The organism is Amycolatopsis sp. NPDC051372 (genome assembly GCF_040682095.1).
In the GTDB taxonomy this organism is placed as follows: Bacteria; Actinomycetota; Actinomycetes; order Mycobacteriales; family Pseudonocardiaceae; genus Amycolatopsis.
Genome location: NZ_JBFBAF010000033.1, coordinates 79448 through 98066, shown reverse-complemented (window position 1 = coordinate 98066; position 18619 = coordinate 79448). Strand labels below are relative to the sequence as shown.

Genomic DNA, 18619 nt, shown 5'->3' with positions numbered 1-18619 from the left:
ACCGGACTGGACCTCTCGTGCGAACTCAATGAACACAACGGTGACGCTGGTCATATCCTCCCCGCATAGTGACCGGCGTTCCACCCATTCCCCTACTGGAGGCAACGGTGCCGACACCGACCCCCGAAGCAGCCGCGCCCAAGCGCGACCGCACGCGTTACCTTTACCTGGCCGTGATCGTCGCCGTGGTGGTCGGCGCCGCGGTCGGCTTGATCTGGCCGTCGGTCGGCAAACAGCTCGCACCGCTGGGCACCGGTTTCGTCAACCTGATCAAGATGATGATCGCGCCGATCATCTTCTGCACCATCGTGCTGGGCATCGGCTCGGTCGCGAAGGCGGCGAAGGTCGGCAAGGTCGGCATCACCGCGCTGGTCTACTTCGTCGTCATGTCGACGTTCGCGCTCGCGATCGGCCTCATCGTCGGCAACATCCTGCACCCGGGCAGTGGTCTGCACCTCAACCCGGCCGACGTCACGAAGGTCCACGACCAGGCCAAGGGCGCCGAGGGTGGCGTCGACTTCGTGCTCGGGATCATCCCGACCTCGTTCGTCTCGGCGTTCACCGAGGGCCAGACCTTGCAGGCCTTGCTCATCGCGCTGCTGACCGGGTTCGCGCTGCAGAAGCTCGGCCGGCGCGGCGAGCCGATCCTGCGCGGCATCGAGCACGTGCAGCGCCTGGTGTTCCGCATCCTGTCGATGATCATGTGGGCCGCGCCCGTCGGCGCGTTCGGCGCGATCGCGGCCGTGGTCGGCGCCACCGGCTGGGGCGCGCTGCGCAGCCTGCTGGTGATCATGCTCGGCTTCTACGTCACCTGCCTGATCTTCGTGTTCGGCATCCTCGGCACGGTGCTGTGGCTGGGCGCCCGGGTCAACATCCTCCAGCTGCTCAGGTACCTGGGCCGCGAGTTCCTGCTGATCCTGTCCACCTCGTCATCGGAATCGGCGCTGCCGCGGCTGATCGCGAAGATGGAGCACCTCGGGGTGAGCAAGCCGGTCGTCGGCATCACGGTGCCCACGGGGTACTCGTTCAACCTCGACGGCACGGCGATCTACCTGACCATGGCGACGCTGTTCATCGCCACGGCGCAGGACCAGCCACTGGCGCTGGGCGAGCAGATCGGGTTGCTGCTGTTCATGATCCTCGCCTCGAAGGGCGCGGCGGGCGTCAGCGGCGCCGGCATCGCGACCCTGGCGAGTGGCCTGCAGTCGCACCGGCCGGAACTGGTCGACGGCGTCGGGTTCATCCTCGGCATCGACCGGTTCATGTCCGAGGCCCGCGCCCTGACGAACTTCGCCGGCAACGCCGTGGCGACCGTCCTCATCGGATCGTGGATGAAGGAGTTCGACCGCGACAAGTCCCGCCAGGTCTTCGCGGGGTCCGCGCCGTTCGACGAAGCCACGCTGCTCGACGAAGCGCCCGCACCGGCCGAACCGCCCGCCACTGAGCCGCCCACCGACCGGGGCGAACCGGTCGGAGCGTCAGCGGGCAACTGAAGCCGTTCGCACCCCAGGGCTCCTTCCGGCCCACACTCCCCCGCCGGGGTGCGAACACCCCCGTGTGCCGTGGTCGTGAGCGTCCCCCGTGCTCACGACCACGGCACACGTGTTTCTACTGTGCGTCGTAGGCCTCGCGCGCCACGGCGATCGCTTCGCGGTGGCGCTGCGCCCAGTCGACCAGACCCGACAACGTGCCGTAGAGCTCACGCGCCATCGGCGTCGCCTCGTATTCCACGCGCGGCGGCACGGTCGGGTAGACAGTGCGCTCCAGCAGCCCGTCGCGTTCGAGATTGCGCAGGGTCAACGTGAGCATCCGGCGGCTGATGCCCGCCACCGAGCGTTCCAGCTCCGTGAACCGCACCGGGCCCTGCGACGCCTCCAACAGGATGCCGATCGCCCACTTGCCACTGATCCGGTTGAGCACCTCGAGCAGCGTGCACGCCTCGAGTTTCTCCGGGTCGATCGCGCTGACCTGGTCGGTCACAGCGGTGTTTCCCTGGGACATGAAAGTGCCTCCTTCCGCGCGCCTCGATGGTCACACAAGATGGTCACTGTAACAAGAGATGCCCTGGGCACGACCTGGGGATTCTCTTCGGTGATCGTTCTGGAGGGACCGAAATGCCGGAAGTCCGTCGCCGGGCCGTCGCACTGGTGGTGCTGTGCGCGGCCTCGCTCATGGTGGTGCTCGACGGGACCATCGTCGCCGTCGCGCTGCCCTCGATCCAGGCCGAGCTGGGCTTCACGTCCGCGGGGCTGGCCTGGGTCGTCAACGCCTACCTCGTCGCGTTCGGCGGGCTGCTCCTGCTCTCGGGCCGGCTCGGTGACCTGCTGGGCCGGCGGCGGGTGTTCCTCGCCGGGCTCGTGGTCTTCACCGCGTCGTCGCTCCTGGCCGGGCTCTCGACCGACGCGGCGGTGCTGGTGGCCGCCCGGTTCGTGCAGGGCATCGGCGGCGCGCTCGCGTCGGCCGTGGTGCTGGGCATGATCGTGACGATGTACCCCGAACCCCGTGCGCAGGCCCGGGCGATCGGCGTCTTCAGCTTCACGCAGGCCTCGGGCGCGTCGATCGGGCTCATCGCCGGCGGCGCGCTCACGCAGGCGCTCGACTGGCACTGGACGTTCTCCGTGAACCTGCCGATCGGCGTCGCCGCGCTGGTGCTGGCGCCGCTGGTCGTGGACGCCGATCGCGGCCGGGGGTTGCGCACGGGAATCGACGCGCTGGGCGCCGTGCTCGTGACGGGCGGCGTGATGCTGTTGGTGTATGGGATCGTCGAGACCGGCGCCGCGCTTCCGTTGGCGGGCGCGGCTTTGCTGCTCGTCGCGTTCGTCGTCCGGCAGGCTCGCGCGCGGACTCCGTTGCTGCCGCTGCGGCTGTTCCGCGTTCGCGCGGTCAGCGGCGCCAACGTCACGATGGTGTTCATGGTCGCCGGCATGATGGGCTTCCAGTTCGTGACGGCGCTGTACCTGCAGAAGGTGCTCGGGCTCGACGCGCTCGCCACCGGGCTCGCGTTCCTTCCGGCGCCGGTGATGATCGCGGTGTTCTCGCTGGGGATCTCCGCGAAGTTCAGCGCGCGCTTCACGCCGGGCGCGGTGCTGCTGGGCGGGCTCGCGGTGGTCGTGATCGCCTTCGCGTTGCTCACCACTGTGCCCACGGACGGCAGCTACTTCCTGCACGTGTTCCCGGCGCTGGTGCTGATGGGTTCCGGTGCGGGCGCGGCCATCCCGGCCGTGATGGGGCTTGCGATGTCCGGCACCGACCCGGCCGACGCGGGGGTGGCGTCGGGCCTGATCACCACCACGCAGCAGGTCGGCGCGGCCATCGGCACCGCGGCACTCGCCACTGCAGCGGCGGCGCGCACGGCAGGGCTGGCATCGGAGGGGGCTCGCGCCGCACTCGCTTCGGGTTACCGGCTCGCATACGGGCTGAGCGCGGGCTTCGTGGCACTCGCCGCGGTGGCGGCCGCGCTCGTGCTGGTGCGCCGCCCGCGCCCGGCCGCGGAGCCCGAGCTGTGCGTGGCGGGTCAGGCCAGGTAGGCGGTCAGGCCGCGGTGACCCCGGCGCATCATCCACGCGTGGTTGGCGCGGAAGAACGGCCGGGCCACCGTGTCCAGTTTGCGCAGCAACGGTTTGCGGGCACGCACGTGCTGCGTGATCTCCAGCCGCGTGCCCGCGCCGACGGCGTGCAGCGCGCCGGCGAGGAACCCTTCCAGGTCGCCGCTCAGGCCGACACGGACGTGGCCGGTGACGGGGTCCTCTTCCTCGCGGTGCATGGCGATCACGAGGTGGTAGGGCAGGCTCGAGCGGCAGACGACCTCGGCGGAGTCGTCGTCGAGGCGGCGGACCGAGCGCACGTCGCGCCACCAGTTCGGGTAAGCCTCGAGGTCCACGACGGCGTCGAAGACCCGGCGGGCCGGGGCGGCCGGGAGCCACCAGGTGCTGGAGAACCGGTACTCCGCTGCCGCCACGGCCTACACCTGCGCCGAGACCAGGTCCCGGCCGTCGAGGGTGACGATGCCGACCGACGCGACGTCCGCCGGTGCGACCAGCGCCGAACCGTCGAGGCCGAAGCCCTGCGTGCTCCACTTCTCCGACACGAGCCAGCTGCCGGCGTCCCACTTCGCGCCGGCCTTGTCCGTGACCACGAGCTTGCACTTCTCGCCCGCGGGGATCCCCTTCACGGCCACGTGCACCTTGACCCAGCCGGCCGCCGGGATCACCGACGCGGTGAGGCTCGCGCCCGTCGCCGCGTTGGTGGCGGCCACGTCCCGGGTGCCGGGCACGGCCACCTGCTGGGCGGACTCGGGCGCCGTCTGACGGCCGATGAAGACCCCGCCGCCGAGCGCCACCGCGGCGACGACCGCCGCGGCCGCGATCGCGAGCCCCCGGCGTGAACCGGCGCGGCTCGGTGCCGCGGTGGATTCGGTGGGGCCGGCCTGCTCCTCCTCGGCCCGGATCCGGCGCAGCGTGCGCTGCAGCAACAGGTCACCGCCCTCGGGCGGGCCGTCGAGGAACGCCTCGGGCGGCACCTCGTCGAGCGCCTCCCGCAGGGCGCCGAAGTCCTTGAGTTCGAAGCGGCACTGCGCGCACGTGACCAGGTGGCGTTCGAACTCGACCGCCTCGGCCGGGTCCAGCGCGCCGAGGACGTAGGCGCCGAGCTGCGCGTGCTCCTGCTCGACCGCGCTCATCTCACTGCCTCCGTTCCGCCGCTCACCATCGCCGCGCGCAGGGCGCGCAGGGCGTAGTAGGACCGGGATTTCACGGTGCCGGGAGCGACCCCCAGCATCTCGGCTGCCTCCGCCACCGATCTCCCTCGATAGTAGATCTCCACGAGCACGTCGCGATGCTCTTGCGACAACCCTTCGAGGGCTCCCAGCACCGTCATCGAGTCGACCACTCCCTGGGCGTGGTCGCGTTCCACCGGCGCCGCGAGTGTCTCCGGGCCCTCGGCGACCTCCGGCGGCCGCGAAGCGCGAGCCCGCGCCCGGTCCGTGACGAGGTTGCGGACCACGGTGAGCAGCCAGCCGCGCACGGACCCCTGGCGGTCGCCGCTCAGGTCGTCGGCGTGCTTCCAGGCGCGCACGAGCGTCTCCTGGACCACGTCCTCGGCGGCCGCGCGGTCACCCGTGAGCCTGGTCGCGTAAGCCACCAGGCTCCGGCCGTGTTCCGCGTAGAGCTGCTCCACGAGCCGCTCGGCGGCGGCCCGTTTCGGCCGCCCGCGTCCGATCGCCACCCTCGACCTCCCGACGGTGTTCTGGGTAGGCGAGGACAGTACTGCAAACCGCGGCGTGAACGCCGGTCGTCGCCGCACGCCCAGCACCGCCGCCGTGTCCACCGTGAGATCGCCCCCCTTCCGAGGTGAGAGTGGGTCGTGCCGTCGCCGGTGAGAGCCCCCGACACCCCTCACACGGATGCCGGCGCCATGCGGTTCACCGCGAATTCAGAAAGTTCGCCGGAGGAATTCGTCGCCGGAGGCCGGGCGGATGGGTGGTGCCGGTGATCGGGACGCGCCTTGTCGATCACCGGCACGGGTTCCTAGGCTGACGCGGCACCGCCGCCGCCTGGACGTCCCGGAGGCTTCGCCGTGCCCGTGAAAACCCGCCTCGCGCTCGCGGCGCTGGCCGTGCTGGTCGCCGCCGGCTGCTCTGCGGCCCCGGCCGCCGCTCCGGAGCCACCGCCCCACGGCCTCACGGCGACGCTCACGACCCCGACGGACATCGACCTGCGCTGGTCCGCGGGCGACCCCGCCGCGGCTGGGCACCTGCTCGAATACGCGAACTCCGCCGACGGCCCGTGGACGGCGCTGCGGTACATCCCGCGCTCGCAGACCACCTACCGGCACCCGGACCTGATCCCGGAGACACCGTTCTACTACCGCGTGCGGGACTTCTACGGGCCCGTGTCGGCGGTCGTGCAGCCGGGCTCCGCCGGCCGGCCCGGCTCCGCGGGACACGCCACTCCCCTGGCCACGGCCGTGCCGGTGCGGACGCCAGGGGACGCCGCTGCTCCGGCCGAGGTGACCGTGGTCCCGGCCGAGGACGCGGCCGTGCACTTCACCTGGGCGGACCGCTCCCGCGACGAGACGGGGTTCCTGGTGGAGATCCGCAACCCGGACGCGGCGGACTTCGTCCCGGTCGAGATCACCGACCCCGACACGACGACCTGCGCGCTGTCGCTGCTGCCCGGCGAGCAGGGCTCCGCCTTCCGCGTGCGCGCGCTGTACTACGGACCGCTCTCGCCGGTTGTCGACCGCACGACCGGCAAGGACTGACGCCCGCCGGTGCGGCGACCCGGTTTCGGGCCACCGCACCGGGACGGGGTCAGGCCGGGTTGAGGACGTGCTTGAGGAACTCGCCCGTGTAGCTCTCCGGCACGGTCGTGAGGTGCTCGGGCGAACCCTCCGCCACGACCATGCCGCCACCGGAGCCACCCTCCGGGCCCATGTCGATGACCCAGTCCGACGTCTTGATCACGTCGAGGTTGTGCTCGATCACGATCACCGTGTTGCCCTTGTCCACCAGCCCGTTGATCACGCCGATGAGCTTGCTGATGTCCTCGAAGTGCAGGCCCGTGGTCGGCTCGTCGAGGATGTACACGGTCTTGCCGGTCGAGCGCTTCTGCAGCTCGCTCGCGAGCTTCACCCGCTGCGCCTCGCCGCCCGACAGGGTCGGCGCGGGCTGGCCCAGGCGCACGTAGCCGAGGCCGACGTCGACGAGCGTCTGCAGGTGCCGGTGGATCGCCTTGATCGGCTCGAAGAACTCGGCCGCCTCCTCGATCGGCATGTCCAGCACGTCGGACACCGTTTTGCCCTTGTAGTGCACCTCGAGCGTCTCGCGGTTGTAGCGGGCGCCCTTGCAGACCTCGCACGGCACGTAGACGTCGGGCAGGAAGTTCATCTCGATCTTGATCGTGCCGTCGCCCGCGCACGCCTCGCAGCGGCCGCCCTTGACGTTGAACGAGAACCGGCCCTGCTGGTAGCCGCGCACCTTGGCCTCGGTGGTGGCCGCGAACAGCTTGCGCACGTGGTCCCACACGCCGGTGTAGGTGGCCGGGTTCGACCGCGGGGTGCGGCCGATCGGCGACTGGTCCACGCGCACCAGCTTGTCGACCGTGTTCAGCCCGTTGACCCGCGTGTGGCGGCCCGGCACCTGACGCGCGCCGTTGAGCTTGTTGGCCAGCACCTGGGCGAGGATGTCGTTGACGAGCGTGGACTTGCCCGAGCCGGACACGCCGGTGACGGACACCAGGCAGCCCAGGGGGAACGACACGTCGATGCCGCGCAGGTTGTGCTCGCGCGCGCCCACGACCGTGAGCTGCCGCTTCTTGTCGACCGGACGCCGGATCGCCGGCACCTCGATCGCGCGGCGGCCCGACAGGTAGGCGCCGGTGAGCGACTCCTTGCTCTTCAGCATCTTCTTGTACGGTCCACTGTGGACGATGTGCCCGCCGTGCTCGCCCGCGCCCGGGCCGATGTCGACGACCCAGTCGCTCGCGCGGATCGTGTCCTCGTCGTGCTCCACCACGATCAGAGTGTTGCCGAGGTCGCGCAGGCGCGTGAGGGTCTCGATCAGCCGGTGGTTGTCGCGCTGGTGCAGGCCGATCGACGGCTCGTCGAGCACGTAGAGCACACCCACCAGGCCCGAGCCGATCTGCGTGGCCAGCCGGATGCGCTGCGCCTCGCCACCCGAGAGCGTGCCCGACGCGCGGTCGAGCGAAAGGTAGGTGAGGCCGACGTCGAGCAGGAAGCGCAGGCGTGCCTGGATCTCCTTGAGCACCGCGCCGGCGATCATCGCCTCACGCTGCCCGAGCACCAGCTCGTCGAGGAACTTCGACGCCTCGTCGATCGACAGGGCGCAGACCTCGGCGATCGAACGCTCACCCTGCGTCGCGTGCTCCAGGGTGACCGCAAGGATCTCCGGCTTGAGCCGTGTGCCCTGGCACGTGGGGCACGGCACCTCGCGCATGTAGCCCTCGTACCGCTCGCGCATGTACTCGGACTCGGTCTGCTCCTGGCGCCGCTCGAGGAACGGGATCACGCCCTCGAAGTTGGCGTAGTACGAGCGCTGCCGACCGTAGCGGTTGCGGTAGCGCACGTGGACCTGCTCGTCGACGCCGTGCAGCACCGCTTTCTGGACCTTCGCCGGCAGCTGGCGCCACGGCGTGTCCATGCGGAACCCGATGGCCTCCGACAGCGACTCCAGCAGCCGGATGAAGTAGTCGGCGCTCTGCCCGCCGGCCCACGGCGCGATGGCGCCCTCGCCCAGCGACAGCTCGTCGTCGGGCACCACCAGCTCCGGGTCGACCTCCTTGCGGATGCCGATCCCGGTGCACACGGGGCACGCGCCGTAGGGCGAGTTGAACGAGAACGACCGCGGCTCGAGGTCCTCGATCGCCAGCGGGTGACCATTGGGGCACGCCAGGTTCTCGGAGAACCCGCGCACGCGGTGCGGGTCGTTCTCCGGCAGGTCGACGAACTCCAGCTCGACCAGCCCGTCGGCCAGCCGCAGCGCCGTCTCGACCGAGTCGGTGAGCCGCTGACGCGAGCTCGTCTTCACGCTCAGGCGGTCGATGACCACACCGATCTGGTGCTTCTCCTGCTTCTTCAGCTTCGGCGGGTCGGTGAGCGGGTGCACCTTCCCGTCGACGACCACGCGCGCGTAGCCCTGCTGCTGCAGGTTCTGGAACAGGTCGAGGTACTCGCCCTTGCGCCCGCGCACGACCGGCGCGAGCACCTGGAAGCGCGTGCCCTCGTCCATGTCGAGCACCTGGTCCACGATCTGCTGCGGCGTCTGCTTGCTGATCAGCTCGCCGCACTGGGGGCAGTGCGCCTTGCCCGCGCGGGCGTAGAGCAGCCGCAGGTAGTCGTAGACCTCGGTGATCGTGCCCACCGTGGAGCGCGGGTTGCGCGAGGTGGACTTCTGGTCGATCGACACCGCGGGCGAGAGGCCCTCGATGAAATCGACGTCGGGCTTGTCCATCTGCCCGAGGAACTGCCGCGCGTAGGCCGAGAGCGACTCGACGTAACGGCGCTGCCCCTCGGCGAAGATGGTGTCGAAAGCGAGGCTCGACTTGCCCGACCCGGACAGGCCCGTGAACACGATCAGGCTGTCGCGGGGCAGATCGAGGTCGACACCGCGGAGGTTGTGCTCGCGGGCCCCGCGAACAACGAGGCGATCAGCCACGCCCACGTCCCTTCAATTCAAATCTCGGCTCGGAGGCCGGCCCGGTGGAAGTCCTGCACGGGCGGCCGCGTCCATGCTAGGACGCACCACCGACAGAAACGGGCTCCGGCTCTTCGACCTGGGCTTTTACGGGTTCCTGGGCGGGTTTGCCCGCCCGCCGGGCGGTCAGGCGCCGATGCAGCGGCCGTTCCACCCACGCGGTGAGCGCCCAGCCGGCAAGCACGGCGGCGGCCAGCACCGCGGGGAGCCGCAGCCAGCCGGGGACACCGATGTCCAGCAGGGCGCGCGCCAGGACGTAACCCAGTTCCTGGTGCACCAGATAAAGACCATACGAGATCCCGGCGAGCCAGGTGAGCGCCGGGGCGACCCGCGCGAGACCCGGGAACCGCCAGTCGGAGCCGCGTGCCGCCAGGCAGATCATCAGCAGCAGCACGGCGAAGCCGATCGTGGAGGGCCAGCGCGCGGGGTCCTGGGGCATCGCCCGGTGGAACGGGAAGACGTGCAGGTCCTGAACCAGAATACAGGCCGCGGCGAGCAGCCCGAGATGCCAGGACTCCAGCCGTTTCCGGCTCCACAGCCACAGTGCGATCCCCATCGCGAACAGGTGCGTGCGCTGCAGGCCGAGCCCGAAGAAGACGTTGACGACCTGGATCGGCGTCCGGCCGGGGTCGAAGATCAGGAACCGGACCACCGCCGGCGCGACCATCAACACCCAGACGAGCCACATCATCACTCGATCGGTGCGCCACCGCCGCAAGAACAACCACGCGGCGGCGCAGAACGCGAACAGCTGGACCGGCAGGGTCCACCACGAACCGTCGAGGTAGTGGAACCCGTAGTAGTCCCATGCCTGGATCATCCCCAGGTTCGTGAGCAGGTCCTGCCAGGTCGGGATGTACCACGGGAACGGGTCCGCCGGCGGGCCCTGCGGCACGCCGAACAGGAAGCCGGTGACGCCGTCCGGCGTGGGCAGGCCGCTGAAGTGGATGGCGGCATAGCGCGTGACGACGTAGGTGACGAGCACCGCGACGAGGTACGCCGGCACGAGCCGCGCGACGCGGCTCCACAGCCACCGGCCCGTGTCCGGCTTGCGAACGCTCACGCACACGAAATAGGCGGAGATCACCATCAGCCCAGCGGCCCCGAACTGCGCGGGCACGCGGAACGGGTAGCCGGTGAGCTCGCCGTGCAGCAGCGCGCCCTGGTGCGTGACGTGGCCGAGCACGACCGAGACGATCGCGATGACTCTGAGCAGGTCCCAGCTGATCCGTCGGGTGGAATGGTGCGGTGTCGCGGTGTTCGGCACTGGTTCCCTGGGGTCGCCCGGCTGGTCGCGCCGAGCCTACGTGTGCGGGGGTAGGACAGACCGCGTTGCCCCGGCTACCGTGTGGACGTGAACATCGCCGACACCTACACCGGGCACGTCGAACCGGGCGGCGACGCCGCCCGCCGCACGCTGGACGCGCTGACCATCACCAAGCTCTCCGTGGGGCCGATGGACAACAACGCCTACCTGCTCGTCTGCCGCGCCGAGAACGAGGCGCTGCTGATCGACGCCGCCAACGACCCCGAGCGCATCTCCGACCTCATCGGCCACGGCCCCGACCGGCCCGCGCTGCGCACCGTCGTGACCACCCACCAGCACCAGGACCACTGGCAGGCCCTGGGCGCCGTGGCGGGCGCGAACGGCTCGAACACCGCCGCGCACCCCCTGGACGCCTCGCCGCTGCCCGTGCCGCCCGACTTCCTGGTCGAACACGGCGACACGCTCCAGGTGGGGCAGGTCACCCTCGAGGTGATCCACCTGCGCGGCCACACGCCAGGCTCCATCGCCTTGCTGTACCGCGACCCCGCCGGGCACCCGCACCTGTTCACGGGTGACTCGCTGTTCCCCGGCGGGGTGGGGAAGACGTCGTCGCCGGAGGACTTCGCGTCGCTGCTGGACGATGTTTCGGCGCGGATCTTCGACCAACTGCCGGACGAGACGTGGTTCTACCCGGGGCACGGGGATGACTCGACGTTGGGGGCTGAGCGGCCGAAGCTCGCGGAGTGGCGCGAGCGCGGTTGGTGAGCTGAGGATCGACCTACGTGACCGGGCTGCCTGGCTTTCAGGCAGCCCGGTTTTGTTGCCGCCGTTACGGACGCGCCTCGCCGAGATGCCATTGTTACTCGCCGTAACGAGTGAACGGCACCGCACGACTACCGGGCACACCACGTCGAGGGGCCCGCCATGACCAAGCGCACCACGCTCTTCACCGCCGCGGCCGTCGCCGCGCTCGGGCTGTTGACGGCCTGCGGTTCCGGCGGCAACCTCGGCGTCGCGGTGCAGCAGGCCGCGGGAACTCCCACTGCTCCCGCCACGTCCGTGCCGAGCTACCAGCCGCAGGGGTCCTGTCCCGCGCTCCAGGAAGGTCAGTCCTGTGTGAACGGAGAGCTCGTCGACACACCGCCGCCCTCGATCGATCCCGCGAAGTTCACGATGTCGCTCAAGGTGCTGAGCAAGCACTGCTTCGGCTCGGCGGGCTGCAACGTCGAGGTGATCCCCGACGAGTCCCTCAAGTACGACGGCCCGCAAAGTGACTTGGCGTACTACTCCGGCGGCTGCAGCCTCACCTACGAGATCGACGGGGACGAGTCCGGCGAGGTGGTCGAGACCGCGCAGTCGTCCGGGGCCGGATCGTGGCAGGTGCACTCCACGTCGCTGTCCACCGCGTCGTCCAAGACGAAGGTCTCGGCGAAGGTCACCGACGTCAGCTGCGACTCCTGACGCAGGGATTGTCCGGCTCGGCGTGCAGCGGAACCGAGGGTGCACCGCCGAGCGCCCGTGAGCAGGGCAGCCACAGGGCCAGGATCAGGCTCGTCCGGTCGAACTCCTTCTCGAGCTCCCAGTCTGCGGGGAGGAACCGGCCGAACGACGGGAGCAGTTCGAGCGCGCTGATCGAGCGGGCGGCGGGATCGGCGCCGGTCACCTTCGCGCGGACGGTCACGATGGCCACCTGCCGCTGCTCCGGCCGGACCATCAGCCAGACGCCGAACAGCCCGGCTCCTCGGGCAGCTTCCCTGATCAGCGGCCAGGCCCGCAGCAGCGCCGCCTCCTCGTCCCGACCCCGGTAGGCCCAGCGTTCGAACCGGTTGACGTGGTGGGTACTCGCGAGCGAGGAGAGGTCGTGCGCTCCGATCACGTGCCAGACGTGGCGCACGACGCCGTGGAAGAACGGGCGGCCCCAGAACTTCACGCCCGGCTCGAACTCCAGCTCCTCGGTGGTGAACCGCTCGTAGTCCATCGCGTTCGACCACGTGTCGAACAAGTAGCGGCGACCGACCTGAGGGGCTCCGGCGGCGGGGTCGAACCGCAACGGCAGGTACTTGTGCCGCATCCCGGGGCGAACGTCCATGGCGGGCCGGTCGGCCTCCACCAGGTCCGCGATCTGCCGCACCCGAAGCACACCGGGGAGCGCGTAATCAGAGGTGAAGGCGCCTTCCGCTGAGATCGGCCCCGGCTCGTACCCGCGGATGTCCATCGACGCTCCCCTCGCCCGGCTTCTGCTCCGAACGTAAGAAGCCGGCGGGACCAAGGCCAACTTCGTCGGCCGCGCGAGCCGGCACGGTGGTCATACGGGCCGTCGCGGCGAACCGATCGGCCACTTTTCGCTTACAGGATGGCGATGTCGCTGATGCGCCAGTGCCCGTTGTCCTCCGTGGCGGTGAGGCGGACCTGCGCGCCGCCGCTGGAGGTGTCAGACGTGCCGGTGCGGGAGGTCGTCTGGTCGGCGAAGACGAGGACGTGGGCGGTGGTGCCGGTGATGTCCCTTGATGCCAATGGTGCGGACGCGGCTGGTGAGCGTGAGGTGGTTGGGACGGCCTGTTGCTGGACGGCCGAAAGCAGTTGGCGGCGATCAGGAGGACGACGGTCACGGCCGACAGGCCCTGGACGACGCGGTTGCGGCGAGGTTTGCCGGGTGCGGCGGTTGCCCGTTCTTCGGTGGGTTCGGCCGAGAGTGCCTCGGCGCCCTCCGGTGTGGCAGCGCGGCGGCGCGGCGCGACATCGTGGCTGCGCGTGGCGGCAGCGCGGCAGCGGAGTCCGGCGCGAGGGCACCACGAGCCTTCGACTCGATTCCGGAACCCGGCGCGGCGGCCTCAGGCTCGGCGGCGAGGTGCGGTCCCGCGGCCGGCTCGATCACGTCGACCGGCAGACGCCGCCGAAGGCTGCGCGGCGCGGGGTTTCCCGGCGGCCGCCGTGCGGCGGGGGGGATGGCGGGCGGTGGCGGGTGCGGGCCATGGCGGGAATCTGTTCGGAAGGGTCTCAGAGGCTGACGGTGACCGGCTGGACGGCGGAGAGCTTCCAGCCGTCCGGGGTCCGCGTGACGGTCGCCTGGAAGCGGTTGCGCTTGACGGCCGAGGGGGTCGTGCCCTGGCGCGCGGTGACATCCACGACGGCGGCAGACCGGGCGCGGGCTGCATCTGCGGCGGGATGCCGGCGACCTCTTCGACGCCGAAGGCGTCATGTCCGAGGCCGCGCCCGGCGGCGATCTTCGCGCGTTCCGCGGCCATGGTCGCCGAGTCCTTCTCCTCGCTCATGCCGATCGGGCCGTCCACGCGGCCGTTGGGGAACTGGCGCACCACGGGCTCCTCGCTGGTCAGCAGCACCTCGCGCGGCCCGAACAGCACGAGCTCGCGGCGGAAGAGCATGCCGAGGTTGTCGGGCACGGTCCGGGCGAGGTTGATGTTGTGCGCAACGATGAGGAACGTCGCGTCGCTCTGGGCGTTGACGTCGAGGAACAGCTGCGAGATGTAGGTGGTGCGCACCGGGTCCAAGCCGGAGTCCGGCTCGTCGAGCACGTGGCCAAGTCGACACCGTCGACCACGCAGCGGCCGCGGTCGGGCTTGAGCAGCCCGATCAGCGACTTGGGGAACACCGACTTCCCGGTGCCCGAGGGACCCAGCAGGACGGACGCCTCACCCGGGGGCAAGTTGAGGGTCACGTCCCGCCAGATCGTCTGACGCCCGAACGACTTCGTCAGGCCCTCGACGACTTCCGCACCCACCGTTGTGCTTGCCCTTCCCGGCTCAGCCGACGAGCAGGTCCTCGCGCCCGTCGGCGCGCAGCTTTTCGACGTACACGGGGAAAAGCTTCTTCGACAGCGGCGCGAGCTTGATCAGCTTCGACACCGGACCGTCCACTTTGACCTTGCCGCGGGCCATGGCGAACGTGAGGTTCACCTTGCCCTGCCAGTAGCCGTTGGCGACCTCGCTGTCCATCGTCATGGTCGCGTCGGCCGGGGCGTCGAACGCGTCGCCGGTCACACGGCGGTTCTGCGTGTCGATCAGCAGCGCGGACTCGGGGTTGGTGCACACCATCTTCAGCACCAGTCCGGTGCCGGCGAGCTTGGCGGCGAGGTCGGCGTCGGCGAACGCGGTTTCGAAGATGCCGCCGATGTACTGGTAGATCTCTTCGGGCTTGCTGAACGCGGGCATGGCTGGCCTCCGGTCGGTTCGGGAAGGTGGTCTCAGAAGAAGCAGGGCATGGCGCGCACGGCGTGCACGAAGTTGCCGGCCAGGTATTCGGGCTCGCCGGCGGTGATGGTCGGCAGGGTGCGCAGCAGCTCGCCGAACAGGGCGCGCAGCTGGGCCTTGGCGACCTGGTTGCCCAGGCAGAAGTGCGCGCCGCCCCCGCCGAAGCTCACGTGCGGGTTGGGGCTGCGGCTCAGGTCGAAGCGGCCGGGCTCGTCGAACACCTCGGGATCGAAGTTGCCGGACGCGTAGAACATCACCACCTTCTCACCGGTGCTGATCCGCTGCCCGCCCAGCTCGAAGTCCGCGACGGCCGTGCGGCGGAACGTCATCACCGGCGAGGCCCAGCGGACGAACTCCTCCAGCGCGCTGCCGATGCGGCCGTCGAAGTCGGCCATCAGCCACTCGCGCTGTTCCGGGAAGTCGGTGAGCGCGCGCAGGGTGTGGCTGGTGGTCTGGCGGGTGGTGTCGTTGCCCGCCACCGACAGCAGCACGAAGAACGCCGCGATCTCCTCGTCGGTGAGGCGCTCACCGTCCACTTCGGCCTGTACGAGGTTGGTCATCAGGTCCTCGGCCGGGTGGGCGCGGCGGTGCTCGGCCATCTCGAACGCCACGCCGTGCAGCGTCATCTGGGCCTCGAAGATCATGTCGATCGGGTCACGCCCCGCGAGGTAGACCGGGTCGGCCCAGGACACCGACGCGTCGGCGGCGTGGGCCACGCTCTCGCGGTGCGACTCGGGGATGCCGACCATGTCCGAGAGCGTGCGGATTGGCAGCTGGCCCGAGCACTGCTTCACGAAGTCGGCTCCGCTGGCCGCCTCGGCCAGCTCGCGCACGATGTCGCGGGCGTTGGCCTTGATCTGCTCTTCGATGCGGCGTACCTGCTTCGGGGTGAACGCGGCACTGACGAGCTTGCGGATCTTCGTGTGCCGCGGCGGGTCCATCGCCAGGAACGACTGCGAAGCCTCGAGCATCTCCTCGGGGATGTTCTCGAACATCACGCCCTGGCCGGACACGAACACGTCGTTGCGGCGGCTCACCTCGACGATGTCGGCGTGGCGGACCACGGCCCAGTAGCCGGGGTCCTCGGGGTCCTCCATCAGCGCGTCCTCGACCGGCCGGTGCCAGGACACCGGACGCTCCCGGCGCAGCGCCGCGAAACTGCGCTCACGGTCGGCGGCGCGGGTCGACCAGAAGGCCCGCGACGAAAGGTCGATCTCGTCGTACTCGCGCTGCTGCGGGGTCACGATGGCGGTCATGCGGGAATCTCCTGTCCCAAGTAGACGGACTTGAGCTGCTGGTATGCGGCCAGGCCCTCGGGGCCGAGCTCGCGGCCGACGCCGCTGGCCTTCACGCCGCCGAACGGGGCGCCCAGGTCGAGGTCGTAGAAGTTCACCCCGACGCTGCCGGTCTCCACGCGGCGCGCCACGTCGAGGCCCTTCTCCACATCGGAGGTCCAGATGGTGCCGCCGAGTCCGTAGTCGGAGTCGTTGGCGATCGAGACGGCCTCGTCGACGCCGTCGTACGGGATGACCGTGAGCACCGGGCCGAAGATCTCCTCCCGCGCGATCCGGCTGCCGTTGTCGACGCCACCGAACACGGTCGGCTGCACGTACCAGCCACGGTCCCGGTCGGGGCGCCCGCCACCGGCGGCCAGCGTGGCGCCGGACTCGCGGCCCACGGCCACGTACTCCTCGACCTTGCGCCGCTGCTTGTCGCTGACGAGCGGGCCGATGTGTGTGCCCGGGTCGAGCGGGTCGCCGACGGTCAGCGCGGACGCCAGCCCGGACAGCGCGGCGACGACCTCGTCGTGGCGCGAGCGCGGGGCGAGGATGCGCGTGGAGAGGTAGCAGGTCTGGCCGTTGTTGAGCAGGCTCGCGGTGGCCAGGCCCTGCACGGTGGCCTCCAGGTCGGCGTCGTCGAGCACGATCGCCGCCGACTTCCCGCCCAGCTCCAGCGTGACGGGACGCAGCAGGCGGCCGCAGGCCTCGCCGATCTTGCGGCCCACGGGCGTGGACCCGGTGAACGCGACCTTCCGCACGCCCGGGTGCGTCACGAGGTACTCGCCGATGTCGGCGCCGCCGGAGATCACGTTCAGCACGCCCGCGGGCAGGCCGGCGCGCTCGGCGGTGGCCGCCAGCTCCAGAGCGTCCAAAGTGGTCTCGGGCGAGGGCTTGAGCACCACGGTGCAGCCCGCGGCCAGTGCCGGCGCGAGCTTGAACATCGTGAGCACCTGCGGGAAGTTCCACGGCACCACGAGCGCGACCACGCCGACCGGCTCCTTGCGCACCACGGTGACGCCCTGCCCGTCCAGCCGCGGCCGGCGCTCCTCGGCGGGCGCGGCCCCGAGCGCGGCGTAGTACTGCAGGATCCCGACGGGGCCGGCCCCCTCCGCGGCGGTGGCGACGGTGATCGGCATGCCGTTCTGGATCGTGGTGAGCTCGGCGCGCTGGGCCACGTTCTTGCCCAGCTCCTCGGCAAACGCCATCAGCAGCCCGGACCGGGCCTCCGGTGTGAGCCCGCCCCACTCCGCGGACCGCAGCGCGCGGCCGGCGGCGGCGACCGCGGAGTCCACTTCGGACTCCGCGGCGAGCGGCACCGTGCCGATTCGGTCCTCGGTGTCCGGCGAGACCACGGCGAGCGTGGCACCGCCGGCCGGGCGCACCCACGCGCCGTCGATGTACAGGGCTTCGTGCTCGTGCATCAGCGCACTCCTTCGGACACGGGTTCCCGCCGCCGGGCGGCGAAGTCGAGCGCGCCGGACCAGTCGGTGCGGCGCGCGATGAGGGCCCGGAACTTCATGATCTCCCGCTGTTTGTTCACCGCGAGCACGCCGGTGAGGCGGTCGCCGGAGCGGTACAGCGCGACGAAGCGGCCCTCGTCCGGATCGCCGAGCACCACCTGGATCTCGTCGGCGTCGGGCACGCCGGCGAACTGGATGCGGGTGTCGTACCAGTCGGACCAGAAGTAGGGAACGGTCTCGTACGGCTTCCCCGCCCCCGGCATCGCCGCCGCAACGCCCGCCGCGGCCCCCTGCTCCGCGGCGCTGCTCCAGTGCTCCAGGCGCATGGCCCGGCCGAACAGCGGGTTGGCCCACCTGGCGACGTCCCCCGCGGCGTACACGCCGGGCAGTCCCGTCGCGAGCGTCTCGTCGCACACCACGCCGTCCTCCAGCGTGAGCCCGCTGCCCGCGAGCCAGTCCGTGGCCGGAATCGCGCCGGCGCCGACCACGACGAGGTCGGCGTTGAGCGTGGTGCCGTCCGTGAGCCGCACTCGCTCGACGCGGTCCGAGCCTTCGACCCCGGTCACGGCGACTCCGCAGCGCAGGTCCGTGCCGTTCGCACGGTGCAGCGCCGAGCACGGTTCTCCCATGGCGCCGATCGCGCGCATCAACGGCGTGGGCGCGGCCTCCACCACGGTCACCGGCAGGCTGCGTTTGCGCGCGGCCGAGGCGACTTCCGAGCCGATGAACCCGGCGCCGATCACCACCGTGCGCGCACCGGCGTCGAGGGCCGCGCGCACGGCGAGCGCGTCGTCGAGGGTGCGCAGCGTGTGCACGCCGGCCAGGTGGCTCGTGCCGGGCAGCGTCCGGGCGGTCGCGCCGGTGGCGATCACCAGGCCGTCGTACGGGATCTCCCGTTCCCCCGCGTGCACCACGCGCTCGGCCGGGTCCAGGGCGTGCGCGCGGGTGCCGAGCACGAGGTCGACGTCGAGCTCGTCCCGCAGCACCTGCTCCTCACGGAACACCGGCGCGGCGACCGGCCCGTCGAGGAACGCCTTCGACAGCGGCGGCCGGTCGTAGGGCAGGTGCTCCTCGGCGCCGACGAGCGTGACGGACCCGGTGAACCCGGCCTTGCGCGCGCCCTCCACGGCCCGCAACCCGGCCAGGGAAGCACCGACCACGACGAGACGCGTCACTGCACAAGCCCCGTCAGT

17 protein-coding genes and 1 pseudogene are annotated in these 18619 nt (G+C 70.9%); 5 read left to right on the top strand and 13 right to left on the bottom strand.

Features of this window, described 5'->3' with window-relative positions; translation table 11 throughout:
- The first annotated feature begins 107 nt into the window (after positions 1-107).
- Positions 108-1493, top strand: a complete 1386-nt coding sequence (locus AB0M56_RS38990; protein ID WP_364185716.1) for a cation:dicarboxylase symporter family transporter — start codon at positions 108-110, stop codon at positions 1491-1493.
- Between the two features lie 115 nt (positions 1494-1608).
- Here AB0M56_RS38990 and AB0M56_RS38985 read toward each other — a convergent pair whose 3' ends face one another.
- Positions 1609-2001 (bottom strand): helix-turn-helix domain-containing protein, encoded by a 393-nt coding sequence (locus tag AB0M56_RS38985; RefSeq protein WP_364185714.1) that lies wholly within the window; start codon positions 1999-2001, stop codon positions 1609-1611.
- A 113-nt stretch (positions 2002-2114) separates the two neighbouring features.
- Here AB0M56_RS38985 and AB0M56_RS38980 point away from each other — a divergent pair, with 113 nt between their 5' ends.
- Positions 2115-3527, top strand: a complete 1413-nt coding sequence (locus AB0M56_RS38980; protein WP_364185712.1) for an MFS transporter — start codon at positions 2115-2117, stop codon at positions 3525-3527.
- Here the strand turns inward: AB0M56_RS38980 and AB0M56_RS38975 are convergent.
- From AB0M56_RS38975 to AB0M56_RS38965, 3 genes are read right to left on the bottom strand one after another with little or no spacing between them, the layout of a single operon-like run.
- A complete protein-coding gene (locus AB0M56_RS38975; protein ID WP_364185710.1) occupies positions 3515-3958 on the bottom strand; it encodes an SRPBCC family protein in 444 nt (147 codons plus the stop codon). The genes AB0M56_RS38980 and AB0M56_RS38975 overlap by 13 nt on opposite strands.
- A 3-nt stretch (positions 3959-3961) precedes the next feature.
- Positions 3962-4678 carry a zf-HC2 domain-containing protein gene (locus tag AB0M56_RS38970; RefSeq protein ID WP_364185708.1) on the bottom strand — a complete coding sequence of 239 codons (717 nt, stop codon included), beginning with the start codon at positions 4676-4678 and terminating at the stop codon, positions 3962-3964.
- Positions 4675-5223 (bottom strand): sigma-70 family RNA polymerase sigma factor, encoded by a 549-nt coding sequence (locus tag AB0M56_RS38965; RefSeq protein WP_220241983.1) that lies wholly within the window; start codon positions 5221-5223, stop codon positions 4675-4677. The genes AB0M56_RS38970 and AB0M56_RS38965 overlap by 4 nt, the downstream gene beginning before the upstream one ends.
- 357 nt (positions 5224-5580) lie before the next feature.
- On the opposite strand from AB0M56_RS38965, the gene AB0M56_RS38960 reads away from it, so the two are divergent.
- Positions 5581-6261, top strand: coding sequence for a fibronectin type III domain-containing protein (locus AB0M56_RS38960; RefSeq protein WP_364185771.1), 681 nt, complete (start codon positions 5581-5583; stop codon positions 6259-6261).
- Positions 6262-6310: 49 nt separating this feature from the next.
- Here AB0M56_RS38960 and uvrA read toward each other — a convergent pair whose 3' ends face one another.
- Entirely contained in the window at positions 6311-9172 is a 2862-nt protein-coding gene (gene uvrA, locus AB0M56_RS38955; RefSeq protein WP_364185706.1) for an excinuclease ABC subunit UvrA, read from the bottom strand.
- A gap of 76 nt (positions 9173-9248) precedes the next feature.
- Positions 9249-10478: an acyltransferase gene (locus AB0M56_RS38950; protein ID WP_364185704.1), complete on the bottom strand. Its 1230-nt coding sequence runs from the start codon at positions 10476-10478 to the stop codon at positions 9249-9251.
- An 87-nt stretch (positions 10479-10565) separates the two neighbouring features.
- Here AB0M56_RS38950 and AB0M56_RS38945 point away from each other — a divergent pair, with 87 nt between their 5' ends.
- Together AB0M56_RS38945 and AB0M56_RS38940 are read left to right on the top strand one after the other, a co-directional pair.
- Positions 10566-11243 carry an MBL fold metallo-hydrolase gene (locus AB0M56_RS38945; RefSeq protein ID WP_364185703.1) on the top strand — a complete coding sequence of 226 codons (678 nt, stop codon included), beginning with the start codon at positions 10566-10568 and terminating at the stop codon, positions 11241-11243.
- Between the two features lie 159 nt (positions 11244-11402).
- Positions 11403-11939 (top strand): hypothetical protein, encoded by a 537-nt coding sequence (locus tag AB0M56_RS38940; protein WP_364185701.1) that lies wholly within the window; start codon positions 11403-11405, stop codon positions 11937-11939.
- Here AB0M56_RS38940 and AB0M56_RS38935 read toward each other — a convergent pair.
- The 7 genes and pseudogenes from AB0M56_RS38935 to AB0M56_RS38905 form a co-directional block, all read right to left on the bottom strand.
- Complete coding sequence (locus AB0M56_RS38935; protein WP_364185699.1) at positions 11923-12693, bottom strand: hypothetical protein; 771 nt, start codon at positions 12691-12693, stop codon at positions 11923-11925. The two genes, AB0M56_RS38940 and AB0M56_RS38935, sit on opposite strands and share 17 nt — an antisense overlap.
- A gap of 131 nt (positions 12694-12824) precedes the next feature.
- Positions 12825-12992 (bottom strand): hypothetical protein, encoded by a 168-nt coding sequence (locus tag AB0M56_RS38930; protein WP_364185697.1) that lies wholly within the window; start codon positions 12990-12992, stop codon positions 12825-12827.
- Positions 12993-13609: 617 nt separating this feature from the next.
- Positions 13610-14217 (bottom strand): annotated as a pseudogene (locus AB0M56_RS38925) (ATP-binding cassette domain-containing protein); the annotation flags it as partial.
- A gap of 22 nt (positions 14218-14239) precedes the next feature.
- On the bottom strand, positions 14240-14647 hold the full coding sequence (locus AB0M56_RS38920; protein WP_364185695.1) for an SCP2 sterol-binding domain-containing protein: 408 nt from the start codon (positions 14645-14647) through the stop codon (positions 14240-14242).
- Between the two features lie 32 nt (positions 14648-14679).
- On the bottom strand, positions 14680-15942 hold the full coding sequence (locus AB0M56_RS38915; protein ID WP_364185693.1) for a cytochrome P450: 1263 nt from the start codon (positions 15940-15942) through the stop codon (positions 14680-14682).
- Positions 15939-17387 carry an aldehyde dehydrogenase gene (locus AB0M56_RS38910; RefSeq protein ID WP_364185691.1) on the bottom strand — a complete coding sequence of 483 codons (1449 nt, stop codon included), beginning with the start codon at positions 17385-17387 and terminating at the stop codon, positions 15939-15941. Before AB0M56_RS38910 ends, AB0M56_RS38915 begins: the two co-directional genes overlap by 4 nt.
- Complete coding sequence (locus tag AB0M56_RS38905; RefSeq protein ID WP_364185689.1) at positions 17387-18601, bottom strand: FAD-dependent oxidoreductase; 1215 nt, start codon at positions 18599-18601, stop codon at positions 17387-17389. Before AB0M56_RS38905 ends, AB0M56_RS38910 begins: the two co-directional genes overlap by 1 nt.
- Between the last annotated feature and the right edge of the window lie 18 nt (positions 18602-18619).

What these genes read in the sequence shown, in the direction of transcription:
- AB0M56_RS38985 (WP_364185714.1), bottom strand. Translation starts at nt 2,001, where the DNA reads ATGTCCCAGGGAAACACCGCTGTGACCGACCAGGTCAGCGCGATCGAC.
- AB0M56_RS38980 (WP_364185712.1), top strand. Translation starts at nt 2,115, where the DNA reads ATGCCGGAAGTCCGTCGCCGGGCCGTCGCACTGGTGGTGCTGTGCGCG.
- AB0M56_RS38970 (WP_364185708.1), bottom strand. Translation starts at nt 4,678, where the DNA reads ATGAGCGCGGTCGAGCAGGAGCACGCGCAGCTCGGCGCCTACGTCCTC.
- AB0M56_RS38940 (WP_364185701.1), top strand. Translation starts at nt 11,403, where the DNA reads ATGACCAAGCGCACCACGCTCTTCACCGCCGCGGCCGTCGCCGCGCTC.
- AB0M56_RS38935 (WP_364185699.1), bottom strand. Translation starts at nt 12,693, where the DNA reads ATGGACATCCGCGGGTACGAGCCGGGGCCGATCTCAGCGGAAGGCGCC.
- AB0M56_RS38920 (WP_364185695.1), bottom strand. Translation starts at nt 14,647, where the DNA reads ATGCCCGCGTTCAGCAAGCCCGAAGAGATCTACCAGTACATCGGCGGC.
- AB0M56_RS38915 (WP_364185693.1), bottom strand. Translation starts at nt 15,942, where the DNA reads ATGACCGCCATCGTGACCCCGCAGCAGCGCGAGTACGACGAGATCGAC.
- AB0M56_RS38910 (WP_364185691.1), bottom strand. Translation starts at nt 17,387, where the DNA reads ATGCACGAGCACGAAGCCCTGTACATCGACGGCGCGTGGGTGCGCCCG.